At 43.1% G+C, this 21752-nt stretch carries 24 protein-coding genes and 1 pseudogene; 18 read left to right on the plus strand and 7 right to left on the minus strand.

Annotated features, from left to right (window positions below):
* From GD002_RS16010 to GD002_RS16045, 8 genes are all read left to right on the plus strand, one after another.
* A partial coding sequence (locus GD002_RS16010) for an ABC transporter permease (protein WP_153733372.1) occupies positions 1 to 733 on the plus strand: 733 nt, incomplete at its 5' end.
* Between the two features lie 361 nt (positions 734 to 1094).
* On the plus strand, positions 1095 to 2288 hold the full coding sequence (locus GD002_RS16015; protein WP_153733373.1) for a chromate transporter: 1194 nt from the start codon (positions 1095 to 1097) through the stop codon (positions 2286 to 2288).
* A gap of 75 nt (positions 2289 to 2363) precedes the next feature.
* A complete protein-coding gene (locus GD002_RS16020) occupies positions 2364 to 3581 on the plus strand; it encodes a multidrug effflux MFS transporter (protein ID WP_153733374.1) in 1218 nt (405 codons plus the stop codon).
* 139 nt (positions 3582 to 3720) lie between these two features.
* Positions 3721 to 5106 carry a class II fumarate hydratase gene (gene fumC / locus GD002_RS16025; protein ID WP_153733375.1) on the plus strand — a complete coding sequence of 462 codons (1386 nt, stop codon included), beginning with the start codon at positions 3721 to 3723 and terminating at the stop codon, positions 5104 to 5106.
* Positions 5107 to 5190: 84 nt separating this feature from the next.
* Positions 5191 to 5709, plus strand: a complete 519-nt coding sequence (locus GD002_RS16030) for a PCYCGC motif-containing (lipo)protein (protein WP_153733376.1) — start codon at positions 5191 to 5193, stop codon at positions 5707 to 5709.
* Between the two features lie 81 nt (positions 5710 to 5790).
* Positions 5791 to 6207 (plus strand): hypothetical protein, encoded by a 417-nt coding sequence (locus GD002_RS16035; RefSeq protein WP_153733377.1) that lies wholly within the window; start codon positions 5791 to 5793, stop codon positions 6205 to 6207.
* 398 nt (positions 6208 to 6605) lie between these two features.
* Positions 6606 to 7598, plus strand: a complete 993-nt coding sequence (locus GD002_RS16040) for a GNAT family N-acetyltransferase (protein ID WP_228548407.1) — start codon at positions 6606 to 6608, stop codon at positions 7596 to 7598.
* Entirely contained in the window at positions 7595 to 8272 is a 678-nt protein-coding gene (locus tag GD002_RS16045; protein ID WP_153733378.1) for a Dph6-related ATP pyrophosphatase, read from the plus strand. Before GD002_RS16040 ends, GD002_RS16045 begins: the two co-directional genes overlap by 4 nt.
* Positions 8273 to 8297: 25 nt before the next feature.
* Here GD002_RS16045 and GD002_RS16050 read toward each other — a convergent pair whose 3' ends face one another.
* Positions 8298 to 8648 (minus strand): hypothetical protein, encoded by a 351-nt coding sequence (locus tag GD002_RS16050; protein WP_153733379.1) that lies wholly within the window; start codon positions 8646 to 8648, stop codon positions 8298 to 8300.
* Positions 8641 to 9414 carry an arylamine N-acetyltransferase family protein gene (locus GD002_RS16055; protein ID WP_153733380.1) on the minus strand — a complete coding sequence of 258 codons (774 nt, stop codon included), beginning with the start codon at positions 9412 to 9414 and terminating at the stop codon, positions 8641 to 8643. The genes GD002_RS16050 and GD002_RS16055 overlap by 8 nt, the downstream gene beginning before the upstream one ends.
* 182 nt (positions 9415 to 9596) lie before the next feature.
* Between GD002_RS16055 and GD002_RS16060 the strand changes: the two genes are divergently transcribed.
* The 6 genes and pseudogenes from GD002_RS16060 (at position 9597) to GD002_RS16085 (ending at position 12218) form a co-directional block, all read left to right on the plus strand.
* Positions 9597 to 9737 carry a hypothetical protein gene (locus tag GD002_RS16060; RefSeq protein WP_153733381.1) on the plus strand — a complete coding sequence of 47 codons (141 nt, stop codon included), beginning with the start codon at positions 9597 to 9599 and terminating at the stop codon, positions 9735 to 9737.
* 139 nt (positions 9738 to 9876) lie between these two features.
* Complete coding sequence (locus GD002_RS16065; RefSeq protein ID WP_194841652.1) at positions 9877 to 10689, plus strand: YwqG family protein; 813 nt, start codon at positions 9877 to 9879, stop codon at positions 10687 to 10689.
* A 154-nt stretch (positions 10690 to 10843) separates the two neighbouring features.
* On the plus strand, positions 10844 to 11422 hold the full coding sequence (locus GD002_RS16070) for a TetR/AcrR family transcriptional regulator (protein ID WP_153733383.1): 579 nt from the start codon (positions 10844 to 10846) through the stop codon (positions 11420 to 11422).
* Positions 11423 to 11425: 3 nt separating this feature from the next.
* Positions 11426 to 11713 (plus strand): annotated as a pseudogene (locus GD002_RS16075) (ATP-binding cassette domain-containing protein); the annotation flags it as partial.
* A gap of 31 nt (positions 11714 to 11744) precedes the next feature.
* Positions 11745 to 11912 (plus strand): hypothetical protein, encoded by a 168-nt coding sequence (locus GD002_RS16080; RefSeq protein ID WP_153733385.1) that lies wholly within the window; start codon positions 11745 to 11747, stop codon positions 11910 to 11912.
* A 12-nt stretch (positions 11913 to 11924) separates the two neighbouring features.
* Positions 11925 to 12218, plus strand: a complete 294-nt coding sequence (locus tag GD002_RS16085; protein WP_153733386.1) for an RNA polymerase alpha subunit C-terminal domain-containing protein — start codon at positions 11925 to 11927, stop codon at positions 12216 to 12218.
* A gap of 90 nt (positions 12219 to 12308) precedes the next feature.
* Here the strand turns inward: GD002_RS16085 and GD002_RS16090 are convergent, their stop codons facing one another.
* Together GD002_RS16090 and GD002_RS16095 are read right to left on the minus strand one after the other, a co-directional pair.
* Positions 12309 to 12926, minus strand: coding sequence for a LysE/ArgO family amino acid transporter (locus GD002_RS16090; protein ID WP_153733387.1), 618 nt, complete (start codon positions 12924 to 12926; stop codon positions 12309 to 12311).
* Positions 12927 to 13026: 100 nt separating this feature from the next.
* Complete coding sequence (locus GD002_RS16095) at positions 13027 to 13893, minus strand: LysR family transcriptional regulator (protein ID WP_153733388.1); 867 nt, start codon at positions 13891 to 13893, stop codon at positions 13027 to 13029.
* A 119-nt stretch (positions 13894 to 14012) separates the two neighbouring features.
* Between GD002_RS16095 and GD002_RS16100 the strand changes: the two genes are divergently transcribed.
* From GD002_RS16100 to GD002_RS16110, 3 genes are read left to right on the plus strand one after another with little or no spacing between them, the layout of a single operon-like run.
* Positions 14013 to 15233: a trans-sulfuration enzyme family protein gene (locus tag GD002_RS16100; RefSeq protein ID WP_408020102.1), complete on the plus strand. Its 1221-nt coding sequence runs from the start codon at positions 14013 to 14015 to the stop codon at positions 15231 to 15233.
* The gene (locus tag GD002_RS16105; protein WP_228548408.1) at positions 15226 to 15981 is read left to right on the plus strand and encodes an L-2-amino-thiazoline-4-carboxylic acid hydrolase; all 756 of its coding nucleotides are present in this window, start codon (positions 15226 to 15228) and stop codon (positions 15979 to 15981) included. Before GD002_RS16100 ends, GD002_RS16105 begins: the two co-directional genes overlap by 8 nt.
* Complete coding sequence (locus tag GD002_RS16110; protein ID WP_153733389.1) at positions 15978 to 17207, plus strand: Zn-dependent hydrolase; 1230 nt, start codon at positions 15978 to 15980, stop codon at positions 17205 to 17207. Before GD002_RS16105 ends, GD002_RS16110 begins: the two co-directional genes overlap by 4 nt.
* Before the next feature lie 218 nt (positions 17208 to 17425).
* Here the strand turns inward: GD002_RS16110 and GD002_RS16115 are convergent, their stop codons facing one another.
* Together GD002_RS16115 and GD002_RS16120 are read right to left on the minus strand one after the other, a co-directional pair.
* Entirely contained in the window at positions 17426 to 18226 is an 801-nt protein-coding gene (locus tag GD002_RS16115; protein WP_153733390.1) for a cytochrome c oxidase assembly protein, read from the minus strand.
* Entirely contained in the window at positions 18216 to 18719 is a 504-nt protein-coding gene (locus tag GD002_RS16120; protein WP_153733391.1) for a DUF2243 domain-containing protein, read from the minus strand. Before GD002_RS16120 ends, GD002_RS16115 begins: the two co-directional genes overlap by 11 nt.
* A gap of 326 nt (positions 18720 to 19045) precedes the next feature.
* On the opposite strand from GD002_RS16120, the gene GD002_RS16125 reads away from it, so the two are divergent.
* Positions 19046 to 20290, plus strand: a complete 1245-nt coding sequence (locus tag GD002_RS16125; protein WP_153733392.1) for an S-layer homology domain-containing protein — start codon at positions 19046 to 19048, stop codon at positions 20288 to 20290.
* A gap of 307 nt (positions 20291 to 20597) precedes the next feature.
* On the opposite strand, the gene GD002_RS16130 is transcribed toward GD002_RS16125, so the two are convergent.
* Positions 20598 to 21725, minus strand: coding sequence for a class II histone deacetylase (locus GD002_RS16130; RefSeq protein WP_153733393.1), 1128 nt, complete (start codon positions 21723 to 21725; stop codon positions 20598 to 20600).
* Between the last annotated feature and the right edge of the window lie 27 nt (positions 21726 to 21752).

Below are 21752 nucleotides of genomic sequence, written 5' to 3' on the forward strand. Positions count from 1 at the left end.
GTTTTATGATGATAAAACCGAGTTGACCATTGTCGGTATAGCCAAAAAACCGTCTAAAGACTGGGTGGTGGACAATAAAATTTATGGGGACGCTACATTGATCCCGGAACTGGAGAATATCTATCAGCAGCAGGTGAAGGAAGAAGAGGCAGATCCGTTATTCTCTAGTATGCTGTACGTCTATGCGGATGAATTGGAAAACGTCAAAGCCGTTACGGGTCAACTGAAAGAGGAAGGATATAATGTCTATTCCATCTCAGAAGAACTAGATCAAATCGATGTTTTCTTCTTGGCGTTGAAAGCAGGACTCATATTCGTGGGGACGATTGCCATATTGATCTCTTCTATTGGGATATTTAACACGATGACCATGGCAGTTACGGAACGCACTAGAGAAATTGGTGTCATGAAAGCGATCGGCGCACAGCCAAAGCTTATTCAACGTCTATTTTTGATGGAAAGTGCGTGGATTGGTATTGTGGGAACTGTATTGGCGCTCATTATTTCTTATGCTGTCAGTTTTATTTCAAATTGGCTGTTACCGATCATCGTCGGAGCGGCATTAGGGGAAGATGAATTTGCTGATCTGAACGTCACATTTTCGGTGATTCCTTGGCAGCTTGTCGTCATTGCATCCGCTATTAGTCTAACGGTTGCAATTGTGTCAGGGTGGCGACCAGCGAGGAAAGCTACGAAAATTGATGTGATTGATGCGTTGCGGCGGGAATTGTAAAATGAAAAGGCATGCGCCAGGAATCCTATTTGAAGGGATTCTTGGTTTTTTCGTATGCTGATGCGATACGAATTGCGCGGTTGTAGGGTGGTTTGGCGCGTTCCTCTCGGGGGAATGCTCGGTTGTTGAAGGCATTGGAGCGGTACGAATGAAGTTTGGTTCGGTCCGGTGCTGATAATGCTCGGATGCCAGGTAGTTTAGCTCGTTGCGCGATTAGTTATGCGTTGAATTTGGCTAGAATAGGACGAACTCTCTAAGGTGATTGTTAAGTTTTTGTTAAATATTTTAAAAAATATTGAATGTAATGACCAACATGAGATGATGAACGAGTTACGAAAACATAGCTGGAGAGGAGATGCAAATGAAGAATAGTGGGTCAGAGCAAACTATAAAACGACTGATAGAAATACTAGTAGTCTCAACGAAACTAGGACTGACTTCATTTGGCGGGCCAACCGCTCACTTGGGTTATTTTCATGAAGAGTATGTGCGTAAACGCAAATGGATGGATGAAAAGAGCTATGCAGATTTAGTAGCGCTTGCTCAATTCCTACCAGGTCCTGCTAGCAGTCAGGTTGGGATTGGTATTGGTGTCGCACGTGCAGGAGTTTTAGGAGGAATTGTTTCATTTCTTGGCTTCACTATGCCTTCTGTCATCGTATTAATTCTGTTTGCAATGCTGCTCGTTGGCACAGACATTGGTGATGCAGGCTGGCTGCATGGGCTGAAGATCGTTGCAGTTGCAGTGGTTGCGCATGCAATTTTGGGCATGGTCAAGAATCTAACACCAGACGTCAAACGAAAGACCATCGCATTGCTGGCACTTGTCGGCACGCTTGTATGGCAAACAGCTTTTACGCAAGTAGGCATTATTGTTTTGGCAGGGCTTGCCGGATTATGGCTATTTAAAACAATGGAGCAGTCGGAAATTAGTCCATCTAAATTTCTAGTCTCGAAGAAAGTCGGAGCCATCTGTTTAACACTGTTCACCGTTTTATTAGGTGTGTTGCCGGTACTTCGCGAACTGACAGGATCTTATTGGGTCGCGGTGTTTGATAGTTTTTACCGAGCAGGTGCACTTGTATTCGGTGGCGGACATGTCGTCTTGCCTTTATTGGAACAAGAATTAGTTCCGATGGGATGGATTAGTGATGAATCATTTTTAGCCGGATATGGTGCGGCACAAGCGGTTCCTGGTCCATTGTTTACGTTCGCTGCGTATTTGGGAGCGGTAATGAACGGCTGGCAAGGTGGTTTATTTGCAACGATTGCGATTTTTTTACCGGCATTTTTGTTGATAGTGGGCGCGTTACCTTTTTGGGATGTGTTACGAAATCATCCGAAAATAAAAGGAGCTGTTATGGGCGTGAATGCCGCGGTCATTGGGATTTTGCTATCCGCTTTGTATCATCCAATTTGGACAAGTTCCATCATGAAGTCAGCGGACTTTGCATTAGCCGCAATTTTATTCAGTATGTTGACCTTTTGGAAGCTACCGCCGTGGATCGTGGTGTTGGCTGGCGCGGTAGGTGGAACTTTGCTGGCCATATGGTAGAATGAGCAACCTATCAGATGGGTTGCTTTTTTGATATACTGAAAGAATTCTGAATAAGAAGAGGGTTTTGTACATATGGAAAATCAAATGCAAAAAAGAATACCGTTGCCGACAGTCTGGCTCGTCCTATTACTTGGTTCATTGACGGCATTCGGTCCTTTGTCAATGGACATGTATTTACCAGGATTACCGGTCGTGGCAGAAGATTTACAAGCATCCACATCGCTCGTTCAATTAAGTCTAACCGCCTGCTTGGTCGGTTTAGGCGCAGGTCAGCTCGTTTTTGGACCGATGAGTGATATTTACGGAAGGCGAAAACCTCTCGTCATTACACTGATCGTCTACGCGGTGGCTTCTGTTATGTGTGCGTTCAGCACGAACATTTGGGCTTTCATTTTATTGCGTTTCATTCAAGGAATGACAGGGGCAGCGGGAATCGTCATCGCTAGGGCATGTGCGCGCGATTTATATGCAGGGAAAGAATTGACGAAATTCATGGCATTGCTGTCAATCGTCAATGGAGCTGCACCGATTTTGGCACCGATCGCAGGTGGCGTTGTGTTGAGCTTCGCGTCGTGGCAAGTCGTGTTTTTCATTCTTGGTGGCATTGGGTTACTGATGTTTTTATCCACATCATTCTTTTTACCAGATACATTGCCAGTCGAGCAACGCTCAGAAGGCGGGATGTTAGCTGTCGTCAAAACATTTGGGGGACTATTGAAAGATAAATGGTTTATGAGCATTGCCTTAACTCAAGGACTCATCATGTCCAGCATGTTCGCGTACATCGCAGGATCACCGTTCGTCCTGCAAAATATCTACGGCGTTTCGGCGCAGCAATTCTCTTTATTTTTTGCATTGAACGGAATCGGTATCATCATCGCTGCGCAAGTGACCGGACGTTTAGCAGGCAAAATACACGAGGTGAAATTTCTAGGAACAGGTGTATTGATTTCATTTACAGGTAGTATTCTTCTAGTGCTGGTCGTCTGGAATGAATGGTCACTCTTTATGATGGCGACCGCCTTGCTTTTAGTCGTTTCGAGCGTTGGGATGGTGTCAACATCTTCATTCTCACTTGCCATGCAAAGCCAGGGGAAGTCAGCAGGAAGCGCAGCCGCATTTCTTGGATTGTTACCATTCGTAGGTGGGGCAACCGTTTCACCATTAGTAGGCTTAGCAGGGGATTTTTCTGCCTGGCCGATGGGCATCATCATTTTACTATGTAGCAGCAGCGCACTGATTATATTCTTTACACTAGTACGAAAAGCTTTTCGCATTCAATCTATATGATTTGATCAGAGTTTCTTATGAGTTCAAAACGTTGCCTGACCAAGATGCATCTGTCTAACCCTTTTTAATTCAAATTTTCGAATAAATAAGGCATGATAGAGTGAGAGTCTGATTACAATTTCGAGAGGTGGATGGAAAGATGGAATATCGTATTGAGCATGACACGTTTGGAGAAATACAAGTACCTGCAGACAAATTATGGGGAGCGCAAACACAGCGCAGTAAGCAGAACTTCAAGATCGGCGGCGAACGAATTCCGCTTGGCGTCATCCAAGCATTTGCCCATTTGAAAAAATCAGCAGCCATCGCAAGTCATTCATTCGGAAACCTATCCGAAGCGAAAATGAAAGCGATCGCGACAGCAGCGGAAGAAGTAATCGAAGGCAAGTGGGACGACCATTTCCCGTTAGTCGTCTGGCAAACAGGTAGCGGCACACAATCCAACATGAACATGAACGAAGTATTGGCGAATCGCGGGAATCAATTACTGGAAGAGTGGGGAGAGGAAGACCGTCTTCATCCGAACGATGATGTAAACAAATCACAAAGCTCCAACGACACATTCCCGACAGCATTGCACGTAGCAGGTGTCATCGCAGTTGAGCGTGAAGTACTTCCTGCAATCGATCAATTAAAAGAGACATTACAGAAGAAATCCGATGACTTCATGGACATTATTAAAATAGGACGCACACATTTACAAGATGCAACGCCTTTAACATTAGGCCAAGAAATTAGCGGTTGGCACCGTATGCTTGAAAAAACACGTAGCATGCTAGAAGCTAGTGTCCAGTCAATGAAGGAACTCGCAATCGGTGGTACAGCGGTCGGTACAGGACTCAATGCACCTGCTGGATTCGGTGACAAAGTGGCAGAAGAAATCTCGAAATCTGTCGGTATTAATTTCACTTCGGCTACAAACAAATTCCACGCGTTAACGAGCTACGATGAAGTCGTCTATACACATGGCGCATTAAAAGCATTGGCTGCGGATTTAATGAAAGTAGCAAATGATGTACGCTGGCTAGCAAGTGGCCCACGTTCAGGTATTGGTGAAATTACGATTCCCGAAAACGAGCCGGGAAGTTCCATCATGCCAGGAAAAGTGAATCCGACACAAAGTGAAGCGTTAACGATGGTCGTTGCACAAGTAATGGGGAATGATGCAACGATTGGTTTTGCGGCAAGCCAAGGGAATTTCGAATTAAACGTCTTTAAGCCAGTCATCATCTACAACTTCCTGCAGTCTGCAAAGTTGTTGGCAGATGGTATGATTAGCTTCAACGATAATTGTGCAGTCGGTATTGAACCAAATCGTGAAGAAATCGACAACAAAGTGAAGAATTCCTTGATGCTCGTAACTGCATTGAATCCGCATATTGGATACGAAAATGCAGCGAAAATTGCGAAGAAGGCTCATAAAGAAGGTACTACGCTGAAGGAAGCGGCACTTTCTACAGGTCTATTGACAGAAGAACAGTTTGACGAATACGTTGATCCAAGCAAGATGACGGGCAATCAATAATTGTCACTAAATTGTACGCCTGTTTCCCATGCAAACCTTGTATACTGAGGACAATACGTTTATACAAAGGAGTCTAGCCTAACTATGAAAAAGAAATTACTCGCAGGATTGGCTGCATTGACATTGGCGCTTGCTGCATGCGGAAACGGAGCAACAGAAAAACCAGTGGACTCGGATCATCAAGATGCAGAGGCTGAAGCAGGACATGTAGAGCATCTCGCAAACGGTGACTTACAAGAAGTTACCGCCTCCGCGAACGTGCTACCTTCTTTCTTGGATGGCAAGCCAGAAGACATGCGATTAGTCTATCAAGTGGCTGGCAAGGCGACTGATATTCTGCAATATATGCCATGCTATTGTGGTTGTGGCGAAAGTGCGGGTCATGAAAGCAATATGAACTGCTTCATTGACGAAGTACGCGAAGACGGCTCGATTGTTTGGGACGACCATGGCACACGTTGCCAAGTCTGCCTTGAAATCGCTGTGAAATCTGTTCAAATGAAACAAGACGGCAAATCACTGAAAGAAATCCGTGACGCTATCGATACAGAATACGGTAATGGCAACTATGCAAAGCCGACGGATACACCAATGCCAGCGTAATATAATGAAATATGAGATTGCAGATTAACTCTTGTGAGTTTGTCTGCAATTTTTTATGTGAACAAAAGGAGAGTACTGATTGTGAAATATCTATTGAAAGATCGGTCATTTGAATGGAGTGAAACAGCAGTTGCACATGAAGTCTTTAAACTTGGAGAAACAGAAGGAACACTTTTTGAAATTGAATTTACACTGACGTTTTCATTTGGTTTTTTGGAGTACGCACATGATTTCGTATGGGTAAATAAAGATGTCGAAACTTTACTTGAGCAACTTCATAAAATAGGTGGAAAGAAATCGGGGACGTTGAGTGCATTATCTCCTGGACTCTCTTTTTCGTATGAACAAAGCGAGCATGAACGAGATGTATATTTCTTTAGTGTGTTTATGGATGCGGGATATATGAACTCGTATATGGGAACGGAAACAGGTCTAAGCATTACACTTCGAACGACGTGGAAGGAAATCAAAATTTGGTTTGCTTCTTTTATTGAATAGGAGGAAGGGTGACGAACGTCCTTTCTTTTTTTGACGGGGCGCGCTCATAGAATCCTTGCACCCGCTCATAGCCCGCGTGTGCCCGCTCATAGAACCCCCGCAACCGCTCATAGCCCGCGCGTGCTCGCTCATAAACCCCCGCATCCGCTCATAGCTCGCGCGTGATCGCTCATAGAATCTTCGCACCCGCTCATAGCCCGCGCGTGCCCGCTCATAGAACCCACGCCATCACTCATAGCCCACTCCTCACCTACATTATCGTGCCACATAATCAGCGTCTGAATGACAAAATTCCATCCATCATACCATAGCCACATAGGTGAACCATTCCATTCGTTTCATTGGAAATAGGAAAGGGTATGGTATAATTTAGTTAAATTAGGCGGGAGGGGATTCAGTTGATTCGTTTTGTAGAGTTTGAAGAACAATATATACCGCAGATGGCTTTGTTATTAGCAGCGAGACATCGAGACGAACGTCAGCGGTTCCCATTTTTGCAAGAACGTTTTGAGGAAGTAGAGGAAGCCGAAAAGCGATTACGTGAAGAAATGAGTAAGCCATATATGGGTGGGTTAGTGACACTGCGTGATGAGGACGTGATCGGCTATTTACTATTTGAATATCGACAGGACCCTACGCGAGGGCGCATGATCTACGTCGGCTATCCCTCATTTGTCATTCACGAGGACGAGCATCCACGACTAGCCCGCTTGATGTACACAGAAGCGGGAGCAGAATGGATCCGTAATGGCTATTTTGAACATGTCCTCGATGTGCCGGTTGGCAATGATGAATTAATTCTCGAAATGCTGGAGCAATCGTTTCATTTTGAACAACGGTTTTCTGCATTGTCGCTTGAACGATATCGCGCACAACCTGGAGAAAACAGTCTAGTTACGATGAAAGAATTGCAGTCGGACGAGCAATCCATACTGCGTACGATGGCATCTTGGAACAGCATGCACCAGGCGAAAGCCCCTGCTTGGAAACCAATTACAACAGAAGCGCTTGAACAGGAACGTAATACTTTTGAGTCCTATGAAGGGAAAGAAGGCACTCGCAGCTGGGTTGCGGAACAAGATGGTGTTCCGGTTGCCTTTCACCTATACACACCGGCGGACGCCAGACATGCGATGACGACTCCAGATCAAGCGGCTGTACTCATCCAAGCTGCTACGAATATCGAGCTTCGCGGACAAGGTATCGGAAAATCGATCGCCAATCACAGCTTCACTCAAATGAAAAAAGCGGGCTATGAATACATCATGACAGACTGGTATACGGCAAACCATTTGGCATCGTATTTCTGGCCGAAACTTGGATTCCGTTGTTATATGATTCGTATGGCGCGGACAGTGGATGCACGTATATCCTGGGCGGACGGACAATGACGCGCCCGCGAAAGTTCGTCGCATCCTGGAGCGGTGGGAAAGACTCTGCGCTTGCCGTTTACCGTGCTATACAAGCTGGAGAACATCCTGCCATGCTCTGGACCATGTTCGAAAAAGATCAACCTCACTCCAAATCACATGCACTACCGCCAGAGATCATCCAAGCTCAAGCCAAACAGCTTGGTGTTCCGCTAATGATCCGAAAAGCAGACTGGGCAGGCTATGAGACGCAATTTCTGGACGCTATGCGAGTATGCAAAGCGCACGGTATTCCGCAGGCAGTCTTCGGGGATATTGATTTAATAGATCATCTAGTCTGGGTGCAGTCCATGTGTGAGAAAGTAGGCATGAAAGCAGTGCACCCATTGTGGGAAGAACCCCGACGCAAGCTATTGGAGGAGTTTATTTCAAATGGATTTGAAGCGTATATCATTGTCGTGAATACAAAGTTGATGCCTGCTGAGTTCCTTGGGCGACGCTTCACAATCGAATTAATGGACGAGCTTGAAGCACTTGGCATTGATAGTTGTGGAGAATCAGGGGAGTTCCATACCGTAGTTGTGGATGGGCCGATTTTCAATGAACGAATTCCGCTGAAAATGGGCGAAAGCGTCGAGAAAGATGGCTATGTATTTTTGAGGTGTGAACTAGACGAAAAAACTTCTACGGACTGAATCAGTCGTGGAAGTTTTTTTGTCATCATTCTCCAAGCTGCAATAGATAACGTTTTTCCAATTCATCGTATTCAACTATCAAAATATCCCGTCTCTCTTTAGGCGCGATGATTTTAGCACCAACCGGCAAGTGGTTGGACATGCCTTCGGTGTTTTTCCCGATCTCTCCATCCTTCGTCAGCAATTCATCCTCTATCCAATCAATTCCTGTTACATACACGCCATTCTGAAATTCAAAATAGTCCGCATCAGGATGGATTTCTAAGACTTGCTCCTTCGTTAAATAGCCCCCTTTGTTTTGGCCGGGGGAAGTGGTGCAGGCTGTTAGTAGGAAGCAAAGGGCGATAAGGGACAATCGAAAGTACCGTTTATTCATATACCCTCATTGCCGCTTCGTATACTGCAGGTGTTGCATGGATTTTTATTTGCTCAAGTAAACTAGAAGTCTTGTCAAAATGAATCGTCTCTGTGCGACCATCCTTCCATTTACGGAAATAGCGCTCTTCAGTAATGGAAAATGTGCCGTCTTCAATTGTTTTTGCCACTAACAATGTTTTATTAAATGGAGAATCCGGATGATGGTGGATCAGTTCTTTTATTCGGTTCAAATCCTCCCAGTCAACGATTTCTGGCTCAAATGCATAGCGTAGTGTCCAATCATCTTTCGTTTGACGCTCGCAAACCACCGAACCTCGTTCAGTTTCCAAAGTTCGTAGTCGGAACGTACCGGCAGGAGAGCTGACTGGATCTCCATCCAATGGAATGGGCGCCATTGATAAGTTATTTCCTGAACCGCTATCTAGCAAGTACAGCGTCTTTTCATGTGTAAATAAATTGATTGTGTGTGTCCGATCCAAAATCCAACGTTGCTCTTCCCACACTGTGGCAGTTGCTAACGAGACATCAAATCCTAGTTGCTTCAGTACGATATGAAGCAAACCATTTAGCTCGTAGCAAACTCCACCACGACCGCCATCGACCATTTTATCCAACAAAAATTGTTCTGTAATCGGCTCTTCATTTTTCAGTAAGACGTCTAGATTTTCGAACTCGAACAATTGGGCAAATAACGTTTGTACTTGAGCGATTTGCTGAAGGGGAGATCCTTGAAGTTTTAATTGATCAATGAGTTGTTGTGACATAAATGCATCATCCTTTCTAAAGATATGGTCTGTTGTTTGATTAAGAACAGTATAGCAGAAGCTCCTCTTTCATCTACCGTACTCCCTATCTACTAAGGTAGATGAAACCGTTTATAGTGGAATGAATCTGTTATTATAGGAACTAGAATGAATAGGTTTTATCGTACTAAGGAGTGAATTGTATGAATTATGCAAAAACGGTCATGTTATATTTCCCTGACAAGAATCACCCGAACTCACTTCGGATTGTACAAGATCCTACTAGCCAAATACGTGGAATTTATTTTACTAAAAGTCAATTGAAAAAAGTAACCGAGTTGTAACGGAATTTGCGTAAGAAATCATTGTGTTTGTTTAATGCACATGTACTAGGGCATGCTCACCCAAAGACCGGGCGCCTTAGGTCGATCATAATTGATTATAGGGAGCCTAACCCTCCCTGACTAGTAGGAGGTAATGAACATGGAACTAGATCAACAGATGAAGGACCTACTGCCAAAAGAATGGCAAGAAAAATTGTTGGAATCGCAAAAGGATACAGTGGAATTTTCATTCAAATCTGAAGGAGAGTTGCCGCTCATCGCCACTAAGGCCGGTGGAATAGGATATATCCCAAAGCGCTTGGCGTACCCAGTGAATTCAAAAGGGCAACCATTATCATTGTTGGCACAAATTAACTTTTCAGAAATCCCTAAAATGGATCCATTTCCGACGCAAGGGATATTGGCATTTTACGTAGATTATTATGATGATTTGATTGGTGCAGATTTTGGGGATAACGGCAGTGCAGATGGTTATCGAGTGTTGTATTTTGATTCGACAGAGGAAGAGAGTTATACGAGAGAAGAGCAGGTAATGAAGTTCCTTCCGTATCAAGAGGAAGAAACATTTCTAGTGGTAGATACCGAGCTTCGTATGATACCTCGCCTGACGAAGCAACCCTTATTTACTGACATTGTGGAATTTAAACAAGTGTATGGAATGACGAAGGATGAGATCGAAGTGTTTGATCCGTATGCAGATGAATTGGATGAACTTTTAGATTTTGGAACACGTCTGGGAGGGTATCCGAATTTTACACAGACGGATCCCCGAGTATATGAGAAGGAAGAAACCCATGATGTCCTGCTGTTCCAATTGGATACGGACTATGACATGGATGGGGGATGGGAGATTATGTGGGGGGATAGCGGAGTCGGAAATTTCTTCATTTCTCGGCAGGATTTGAAAGATAATAAGTTCGAGAATGCTTGGTATACATGGGATTGCATGTAGGTGTATGGACATGAAGCAAACAGTATGATGCGTGACACACTAATATTGATCGAAGTGGTCTACAATTTTTTACTTGACTATCGACCGAATTGGTCTACGGAGAGATGATATAATGAAAAACTTTTAAACAGTAGAAGCAGAAAAGCAACAACGAATTCTCAATGTAGCCCTTCAGGTATTTGTGGAAAACGGCTACGAACAGGCATCTACTAATCGCATCGTCAAACAGGCAGGAATAGGGAAAGAGATGCTTTTCCATTATTTCGGATCCAAAGAAGACTTGTTTCATTACTTGGTGAATCACGCGATCCAGTTCATTAGTGAGAATTATGTGGATCAATTTTACTTAAAAGAATGGGATTTCATTGAACGTTTGAAGCAAGCGGCCAAGTTGAAAATGAATGTGTATCGCGCTCATCCAGATCTGTTCAATTTCATAGGAATGATCTATATGAATGAACCGGAACGTTTATCTGAAACTGAAATGAAAGAGTTGAATGCTCTGCAAACAGATGGCTTTGCCAAACTTTATGAAGGCATTGATACAACCATCATACGAGATGATATTTCTACAGAAAAGGCACTGAAACTCATTCAATGGTCGATTGATGGTTATCAGCAAGAAATGATTGGGCTCTTTCGTGGCAAGAATTTGACACTGGTGGATTTTGATCCGTATTGGGAGGAATTTGCCGATTATATGGAAGTATTAAAGACTGTCTACTACAAATAAGGAGTGCATGCAGATGAACGTGATCGAGGTAAAGGGTTGACGAAAACCTTCGGGAAGCATCATGCGTTGGATGGGCTTGATTTGGAAGTGAAGCCTGGTGAGGTATTTGGTTTCATTGGACCGAATGGAGCAGGAAAGTCGACAACGATTCGAGTGTTGTTGGGTATGCTTCGGGCGATGTCTGGAGAGGCAACAATATTCGGGAAAGTTGTGTGGCGGGACGCGGTGGATATTCATCGTCGAATTGCGTATGTACATGGCGATGTGAATTTGTGGCCGCAATTGACAGGTGTACGCTTTCATTACACTATATTTAGGTGGCTTGTTTCAGTTACCTAGCTGGATGGAAAAACTCACTCCATATGGCTATGTGTCCAAACTGCCAATTGGGGAGATGAATTGGCTGTCTGCAGGCGGGCTGATTGTCGTGACAACTGTTTTGTTGATAATTGGCTTGCACTATTACCGAAATCGTGATGTTGCGGGATAGGAGAACTAAAACATGGGCCTTTCAAAGAAATCATTACGAACTTGCAACAAGGGGCACCACTACTATAAAAGTAGTGATTGTCCGATCTGTCCTATTTGTGAGCAAGACCGCAATTTCAATAATGGATTTCTTTCTACTCTCTCAGCTCCCGCTAGACGAGCGTTGGAAAACAACGGGATCACTACGTTGCAACAACTTACAGCGTATAGTGAAAAAGAAATTTTACAATTTCATGGGTTGGGGCCCGCTTCATTACCTAAGCTGAGAACGGTTTTAGAGAATAATGGATTATCATTCAAGAGGTAATCATCAGTTACTTGTGCAACGACAATTCGATTGGTAAAGCTAAATTCAGCAGCGGTTCTATACCACTGCTGAATTTACTATGCACTAATATTACAACATTTGATAAAGCTGACTTGCTATGTATAGCGCAACCATCCATATAATAATGGCGGATACTTTGTTGATCAGTTTCAATAGTTTGCCCTGTGCATCGAAATGGCCAACTACTTTTCCTGCGATGGCGAGACCTAGAAACCATATCCAGGAAGTAACGATGCAAGCGATGGTGAACAGTACTTTTTCTGTCCCTGCGTATGCAAGAGAACTGGTCCCAATTACACCGATTGTATCCAGAATGGCATGTGGATTTAGTAGGGATACCGACATAGCAAAGAGAATCTGTTTTTTCGGTGTCATCCTGGATTCAGGTTGCTGTAGATTTGCAGGGCTACTGTTCCAAATAGAAAATCCCATATAAAGAAGAAATACCAGACCAATTGCAAAGAGACTGGTTTGCAAAATGGGAATGGACAATACGACGATCGATACCCCTAATACGGCCAATAAAATCAGTAACGTATCACAAAGTGAAGCTGTTAAAAGAACAGGAATCACGCCTCTAAACTTGTGTTGAGCGGCGCCTTGATTAAAGACAAATACATTTTGAGCGCCGAGTGGAATAATGAGTCCGAATGCTAATAGGATCCCATGGAGAAGTGCGGTTAACATGTAATACCTCCTTTCATTCTCATATGCAACGCTAGTACATTTTACTATGAAGCGAACGATCAGAAAAGTGATGCCATGATCTCTGCTGAGGCGTAAATGTTTATGGAATCCCGTTTTGAATGTAATAGATGAACTTTTCAGCACTTGGTGATAGGTGTTTAAAAGAAGTTGCTGCAATACCTATAGAACGGAAGTAATTGCCCTCTAATGGAATTGCCCGAATGTTGTTAGGTAAACGATACAGAATCATAGACGGTAAAATGCTGATACCAAGGCCGTTTTGAACCATCGAAATGATGGCTTGGTCTTCTTCAATTTCGTATTGAATCGTTGGTGTGATGTTATGCTTTTTCAGAATTCTGCTGACATCATTATCAATTGTAGATTTAGGCATGATAAAGTGTTCGTGATGAAGATCTACATAGTGAATCAGTTCCTTGTGATAGAGTGGATGACTATCTGGAACAATGCACAACAGTGGATCTTTTTTGATAGGAATCGTATCAAACGAATTTGCGGTGGGAAGGGATAAAAAACCGAAGTCAATTTTTCCTTCTGCAATCCACTCTGTAATTTCGTTATAGTTTCCTTCATATAACTTGATTTTAATTAATGGAAAGTCCTTTTGAAAACTTTTCAGGATTAAGGGGATCCACTGAATAGATACGCTTGGAAAGGTGCCTATTCGAACAATTCCGGTTTCGATTCCGTTAATTTTAGATGCTTCTTGTAGCATTTGTTCCTGTAGCTTTAACATTCCCTGCATGTAGACAAGCATGGTTTTACCATTCTCTGTTAAGTTTGTTCCTGATCGGTTTCTAATTAACAATGTAAAACCTAGATCGGCTTCAAGACCAGTGATTGCATGACTCACGGCAGACTGGGTCAGTTTAAGTGTTTCTGCTGCTTTTGATAAACTACCCAATTCTACAACAGTTCTAAAAATCTCAAATTTGGTTAATGACATACTTCTCGCCTCTCTTATACATGAATTTTATTCATGTATTGTATTATAAACATTCATTTGACTTATGTAAAAGCTGAAAATTATAATAGAAGAAATAATAATTTGATAGGGGATTAACTATGATGAGAAAATGGGGAGTTAGCACGGAACTTATTCACGACCAACATGTCGCAGAAAGAAAAACAGGTGCTGTCGCCCAGCCGATCGTACCGGCTGTTGCTTTCTCTTTTGAAACTCATGAGATGGCTTCGGATACGGTATCTGGAAAAGTAGATGGGATTTATTATGGAAGATATGGAAATAGTACTCTCCGCGTATTGGAGGAGAAAATGGCATCACTCGAAAATGGGGAAGCGGCTCTTGCTGTAGGTTCAGGAATGGCGGCCATTTCCTCTGTGCTGTTTGGTGTATTGCAAAATGGGGATCATCTACTTGTCACGAAAGACGTCTATGGCGGTACCTATCACTTTTTAACGACATTGCTACCGCGATGTGGAATTTCATTCAGTTTAGTCGATTGTACAGATGTCAATTGCATTGTAGAGGCAATTCAACCAAATACAAAAGCGGTTTATATTGAAACACCGTCCAATCCAGTGTTGACAGTTTTGGATATCGAAGCGATTGCAAATGTTACGAAACAATATGATCTTCCGCTCATCGTAGACAACACGTTTATGTCGCCATGCTTGCAAAAACCGTTAGATTTAGGAGCAGACATCGTCATTCATAGCGCAACAAAATACTTGAATGGGCACGGTGATGTGATTGCTGGTGTGATTGTGGCAGATGCAGAATTTATTCAATTCATACGCAAGCAAATCATGGGTGATCTTGGACAAGTATTAAGTGCATGGGATGCGTTTTTGATTTTGAGAGGACTGAAAACACTTGGGTTACGAATGGAACGTCATTGCAGTAATGCCCATAAGATCGCAACGTTTTTGGAAAGTCATCCGCAAGTGGAAAGAGTATATTATCCAGGGTTGAAATCCCATCCACAATATGAAATTGCTGAGCGGCAAATGGGGGGAATGGGTGGTATTGTATCATTTGAGATGAAAGGCGGCAGTACGGCGGCGACGTCATTTATAGATGCTTTACATTTATCGATGATTTCCTTTAGTCTTGGTGATCCGGAAACACTTGTACAGCACCCGGCAACGATGACACATTCATCCTTGTCTGAATCAGACCGAATGGATGCAGGCATTACAGATGGTCTGATCCGCTTGTCAGCAGGACTTGAGGATGTAGAAGATGTGATAGATGACTTAGCGCAGGCATTTGATAAAATAAAGGAAACTAGTAAACGAAACGGAGAGATGATCTATGGATGAAATAACGAATTTGGAACCAGTTACCATGTATACGATAACTGCTAAGCTGATGAGTCATATATTGGACAATGTGACAGACAGGTTTGGAGAAGAAGGCAAAACGATAATGCAAGCAGGCGTTCAACATGTTGTTGATGAACAACGAGCTGAAGAAGATTTGCAGTTACCAGAGCAGGCATTATTTTCATTTGATAAGTTGTTTAACGATGAACAAATAAAAGAAACATTTCAATTCTACAGTAATGCACAAAAGTCAGCGGGACGTGAACCACATACGATGTTTGCTGTCATGGCGAAATTATTTGCACATATCGCTAAGTCCATAGTAGAACGCTTTGGCAAAGAAGAAGGTGAGCGAGCGATGATGGATAGTGTCGGTGCGTTCGGTGAAGAACGTGGTCGCGATATTGCTCGTCGTGCCGCTGCTGTCGGGAAACCGAATACGATGGATAACTATCTATCCAACTACGACATGGGACGCAGTGAACTGTTTGAATATGAAACACTTTTTCATCCAACAGAGATCGAACAGACATTTACAAAATGTGCGTTTGCTGAGCAATGGAAAAAAGATGGTATGGAGGACTATGGAATTTTGTATTGTCATATGATTGATCCCTCTATTGCCAAGGGATTTAACCCGAATTTTGAAGTCATACATGATCAATATGTATTAAAAGAAGGTGTCTGTCACTTCCAGTTCCAAATGAAAGATGGAGAGAAACAAGATGGAGAGGTTTCAAAATGATCAATCAAGAGCGTCTTTGGACAAGATTGATGGACTTGGGGAGAATTGGTAAGCAAGAAGACGGAGGCGTTACTCGTTTTTCTTTTACGGAAGAAGAACGTGAAGCGAAAAAATTAGTCTCTACATATATGAGAGAAGCAGGCATGACAGTTAGAGAAGATGCTGTTGGGAATTTGATTGGTAGGAAAGAAGGAAAACAAAAAGATGCGCCGGCTGTTCTGATGGGTTCCCATATCGATACAGTTCCCAGTGGTGGTATGTTTGATGGGGCTCTCGGTGTGATTGCGGGTATTGAAGTAGTTCAGGCAATGAATGAACGCAATGAGCAGCATGAGCATCCGATTGAGGTGATTGCATTTACCGATGAGGAAGGAAGTCGCTTTGGTTTTGGCATGATTGGCAGTCAGGGGATTGCTGGCACATTAACCGACAAGGATCTCGAGTACCGCGACGACAAAGGGATGAGGATTGCAGAGGCAATGAAGGAATCTGGACTTGACCCAACATTCATTGCGGATGTTGCGAAAGATCCGGCTACTGTAAAAGCTTATGTAGAATTGCATATTGAGCAGGGACGAGTACTTGAAAACCGGAACCTAGCGGCAGGTGTGGTTACAGGGATTGCGGGTCCGCTTTGGATGAAATTTAGGATTACTGGAGAGGCTGGTCATGCAGGTGCGACGCCAATGAATATGCGGAAAGATCCCCTCATGGCTGCTTCAGAAATCATGTGTTTTATTGAAAGGGAAGCGAACAATTATCCAAATCTCGTTGCGACGATCGGGCAAATCGCTGTAAAACCAGGCGGTGCTAATGTCATCCCTTCAGAAGCTACTTTTACGCTTGATCTTCGAGATATCGATGTAGAAATAAGACAGCAAGCGGAGGAGAAGATGGTCAGGTTTGCGCAAAAAGTGTGCGACGCTCGAGGAGTGGAAATTGAATTTGAACTGATACAAAGGGTGCCACCCGTTCCGTGTTCTGCGCTCGTTCAACAGACCATTGAAAGATCTTGTCGTAAGAGAGGCATAGAACCGTTCAGTTTACCAAGTGGGGCGGGACATGATGGGATGCAGTTTAAAGATTTCTGCCCAATCGGCATGATTTTTGTCCGTTCTCAAAATGGCATAAGCCATAACCCGGCAGAATGGAGCTCTAAGGAAGATTGCGGAAAAGGAACAGAAATTTTATATGAAACGATCGTATCGCTTGCAAGTGAAGCTTGAAATAACAGCGCTATTTTCATGTAGTTAGTTATATTATTTCATATCAAAGAAGAGTAGATTTCAGTGTAGCCTAAAGAATCCATTTTGACTTCTGTCATAGTGGATTCCTTTTTTGTATGGGCATTGAGTAAGAAGAAATTTATATTATTCTAATCTGTGTCTCGGTTAGTAATGAGTACTTCAGCGTTGGTTCGGAACCTAGTTTAAAGATAAGCGATTTACCGAGACAATGATGGCAATTGAGTAGTAAAACGTTCTCCACGCGGCCGAGTAGCCTGAAACCATTTTCTAAATAAAAGAATAATGATAACTACATCTACAGCATCACCTCCGTAGTACATGAGCATCGCCCCTACCTGTGCCTGCTCAATTGGAACACCGTTCGGCGGATAGGCATAAATATATTTAGATAATATTCCGTGTCCTGCGAGGGCTACAATAAAGATGATAGTACGATAAACGTAGCTGAAACGTCGGGAAACGGGATCAATATACAATAAAGAAATCGTAAATAAATAGCCTGCGACAAACACATGGATATGAATGAGCACATGAAGCCAAAGATGATGTTGCATCAACATATACAAGTCGGTTGTATACAATAGCCAAAGGCCGCCAACGTTTAAAATGGATGCGACAATGGGATGAGTATAAAAGCTTGCAAGTCGACTTTTTAATAAGCGACTTACCCGCCTGGCATGCTGGACGGGAAGTACCCGCAACAGCAGTGTCATGGGAGCTGCTAGCGCCAACAACAATGGACCGAGCATTCCGAGGAATACATGGCCGATCATGTGCATCACGAAATTTTCGTGTGAGTCTTCCGCAATCGGACCGATAACCGCGCTCGCCGAGAACAGAACACCTAACATCCAGAAAACGGTACGGACGGGTGGCCATGTGCGGAGATGTTTTTGCCGATTGGTCCTAAAGACGCTGACACTATAGAATACGAGAGCCAACATTGCTAGGCTGCCAAATAGGAAGTTTGTGACTGCGTCTGCTGAATTATGTAGCATGAAGCTTCACCCTTTCTGCTGCTCGTTCATCGCCTCTTGCTGACTTTATTAGCCATAGACCTCCAAAAATCATAAGGACGGCGCTACCATTCCAAACTAGATCATAGGGGACAATGTCGACATGATAACGAATCTGGTGAATGCGCATCACTTTATGTTGGATGGTTCCGTCATACAACTGAAACGCCCCTCCTCCAAGTAGCTTACCTCCCCAAAACATCTTGTGCCAAAATGCATTGCGTCTGTAAAGATCAGCCACTAAATATAAACCGCCAACTGTGGCAAACCAGCTGAATGCATGGAAGAGCCCATCTGAAACTAAACCTATTGCCACTGTCGACTTATCATAAAATTTATGCCAATGCAGAAGTTGATGAAAAAGGGTTTCATCCAAGAATGCCACAAAGCCTAAACCAAACAAGATACCGGCCCATAAATTCTTACGATCGAATTTGGACCGGTTCGGCCAGTTCGTCACTTGTTTTACAGCCATGTAGGGAACACCACCTTCGCCAAATGTATTCCTAATATTCCCATGCGAATAAGTTATTAAACAAGATTAGATTTAATATTTTTTTGTGATTTTTGGGATGTATTACATAGTAAGCTAGATGTTAAAACGGGTGATCGAACAACTTTTTAGGCTATAACTAATTAAGGCGTTGAAAAGGGGTAATTCTCTTAGAATTTTTCGGGTTCTCTTAAATGAAGAAAGTATTCCGTAAATTATATACAAGTGTCTATATACGGTCATTTAATATATTGATAGAATATTAGGTAGTAGTATTTATGGAAATGAATATATGAGGAGGAAAACATATGAAAAAAACGTTACAAGTAGCTCTATGGACCATACTGTTATTTACTTTATCGTTCGTTTATATGGACTCAAACGAAGCAGCGGCCAAGGAGTTTACGGATGTACCGAAGAACCACCCGAACTATAAAGCGATTCAAGACATGCAAAAGAATGGGTTTATTGGGGGCTATCCGGACGGAACATTTCGTCCAAATGAGCGTATCAGCCGTAAACATGTAGCGCAGTTATTAGATAAAGCGTTGAAACTGCCGCAACCCACAGCTACGAAAGCACTGTATATGGACGTGCCAAAGAATCATCCATACTACACGCCGATCATGAAGTTATCAAAAGCAGGTATTGTCGGAGGAACGAATGGGAAATTCAACCCAGATGCCCCAATCACTCGCATTCAAATGGCGAAAGTGTTGGATTTGGCGTTTGATTTCAACATGACGACTCATAATGCATTTGATGATGTCTACAGCAATCATTGGGGCTATACGCACGCGAATGCGTTGTTTGCAAGTGGAGTAGCGAAGGGGGATAATGGAAAGTTTTATCCGAATGCGCCTGTCACACGCGCTCATTATGCTGAATTTTTACATCGTGCCATTGAAGCAAATAAATCTCAAGCCAATACGGGCAAGGTCACAAAAAACAAAGCATGGGATCTATCCAATCGACTGACGCATTCAATAGAAAGCGTTCTAATTGAAGGGAAAAGTAAGAATCAGTCATTTAGCGCGATCCGTCCCAAATTATTAACGTATGCTACAAAAGAATTCACAGACGGGGTACTGAAAGATTATTATCCATATGCTTGTACAGAATGCGATTCATTTCTATTCCCTTATAAGTTGCAAACGGAGCCTTTAGTCCGTTTCCAATACACGCAGCCTACACCTGATTCGATCGATGTCCAAACGGTAGAGTTTGCAGATGGCTTGGCACATGGTGGATTTATAGATTATAAATTTAAAAAAGAAGCAGGAAACTGGAAGATGTCGGGCTATTCATATAAACCAGTCGGCACAAAGAATTTTCAGCTCACGGTAGACGAAGCCAAAACGATTTTGAAAGAAGACTATGGACGACAGGGTGCTCGTTACGTCAACGTGACATATGTGAGCAAAACACAAGATATTAGCGAAGATCCGGTATCCAAGAAACCATATTTGCATGATCGATATATATTTACTGTAGAAACAGATAAAGAGCGGGTTCAAGTGGAGTTTCATTCAGATTCGGGGATGTATTATTAACATGTACGTCTCGTTTGGCTCGTTCCGGGAGGAGTTTGGTTCGGTGTGTGTAAGGTAATGCTCGGTCCCGAGGTACAAACGCTTGGTTCAGATGGAGAATTGCTCGGTCCAATGTAAGTTTGGCTCTTTCCGATGCAACTTTGGCGCGTTCCTTTTTTCTATGTAATCATGCAACAAGCCTGCCACTGAAAGATATTTCACTTTCAGGACAGGCTTGTTGTTGTTGAATAGAAAATAGTCATAACTTCAGATCAGCAACAATTTCGCAATTTCCAAAGAAGATGTTTCTTTGGCAACTATCCCGTAATTATTTCCCCACCGTCTCCACACTAAAATTCCAATACTTCGACTGTTGATCAATCACTGCTTGAACAGCCTCTTCTTCATGTGGGAACAGGGTTTCTACAGGGACACCGAAACCTTCCATGAACGGATCATCGACCTCTGTTTGTATTTCGCTCATTGCTTCCACAATGGCTAATGAACAAAATGGCACGTATGCAGCACTGTAGCCGCCTTCATGACATAATACCAAGCGTCCGTCACAATGCTTTTCAGCTAACTTTTTCATAAACTCTGCGAATCTGTAAAATCCATTAGCGGTTACCATCATTCTAGCTAGAGGATCAAAGAAACTTGGATCTTGTCCAGCAGACACAATAATTAGTTCGGGTTTGAATTGATCTACTATCGGACCGACAATTTTCTCGAATGCATGCATATATCCAGCATTGCCTGTTCCTGCGGGTAATGGGATATTCACATTATACCCTTCGCCTTTTCCTAAACCACAGTGCTCCACATAGCCTCTTTCTGCCGGGAATAAGCGGTCCTGGTGGATGGATACAAATAATGTGCTATCATCCTCATAAAATGCCTGCTCTGTTCCATTGCCGTGATGCACATCCCAATCCAGCACTAATATACGCTCCAAATTATACTTTCGCTTTGCATGTTTTGCCGCGATCGCTACGTTGTTGAACAAGCAAAATCCCATTCCTTCTTGCGCTTCTGCATGATGGCCAGGAGGTCTGGTTAACGCATAGACATTTTTTACATCGCCATCCATCACTGCGTCAACGGCAGTCATTGCACCACCTGCTGACAATAGGGCGATTTCATAGGAACCTCTTCCTACAATGGCGATTTGTCCCGCATCTCCACCGTTTGCATCGCTTAATTCCTTTACCTTGTCAATATAACTAGGCACGTGGAATAGCTCAATATCTTCTCTTGTTGCAGAACGAGGAGCGATGGATTCCAGTTGAGGAGTCAATCCGCTAATATCTAGTAGATTCTTGAATCGTCTTTTTGTTTCTGGATCTTCCCCATACGTATGACTTTGCACCCATCCACCTGATGCTAGATGTAAAGCACCCGATCCGTTATCATGCCAAAAATAGCTTTCATCATAAATAAATCCTGTTTTCTTCATTTGACTTCCTCCTTTTACATTCAGTAA

The organism is Sporosarcina obsidiansis (assembly GCF_009651005.1).
Taxonomy (GTDB): domain Bacteria; phylum Bacillota; class Bacilli; order Bacillales_A; family Planococcaceae; genus Sporosarcina; species Sporosarcina obsidiansis.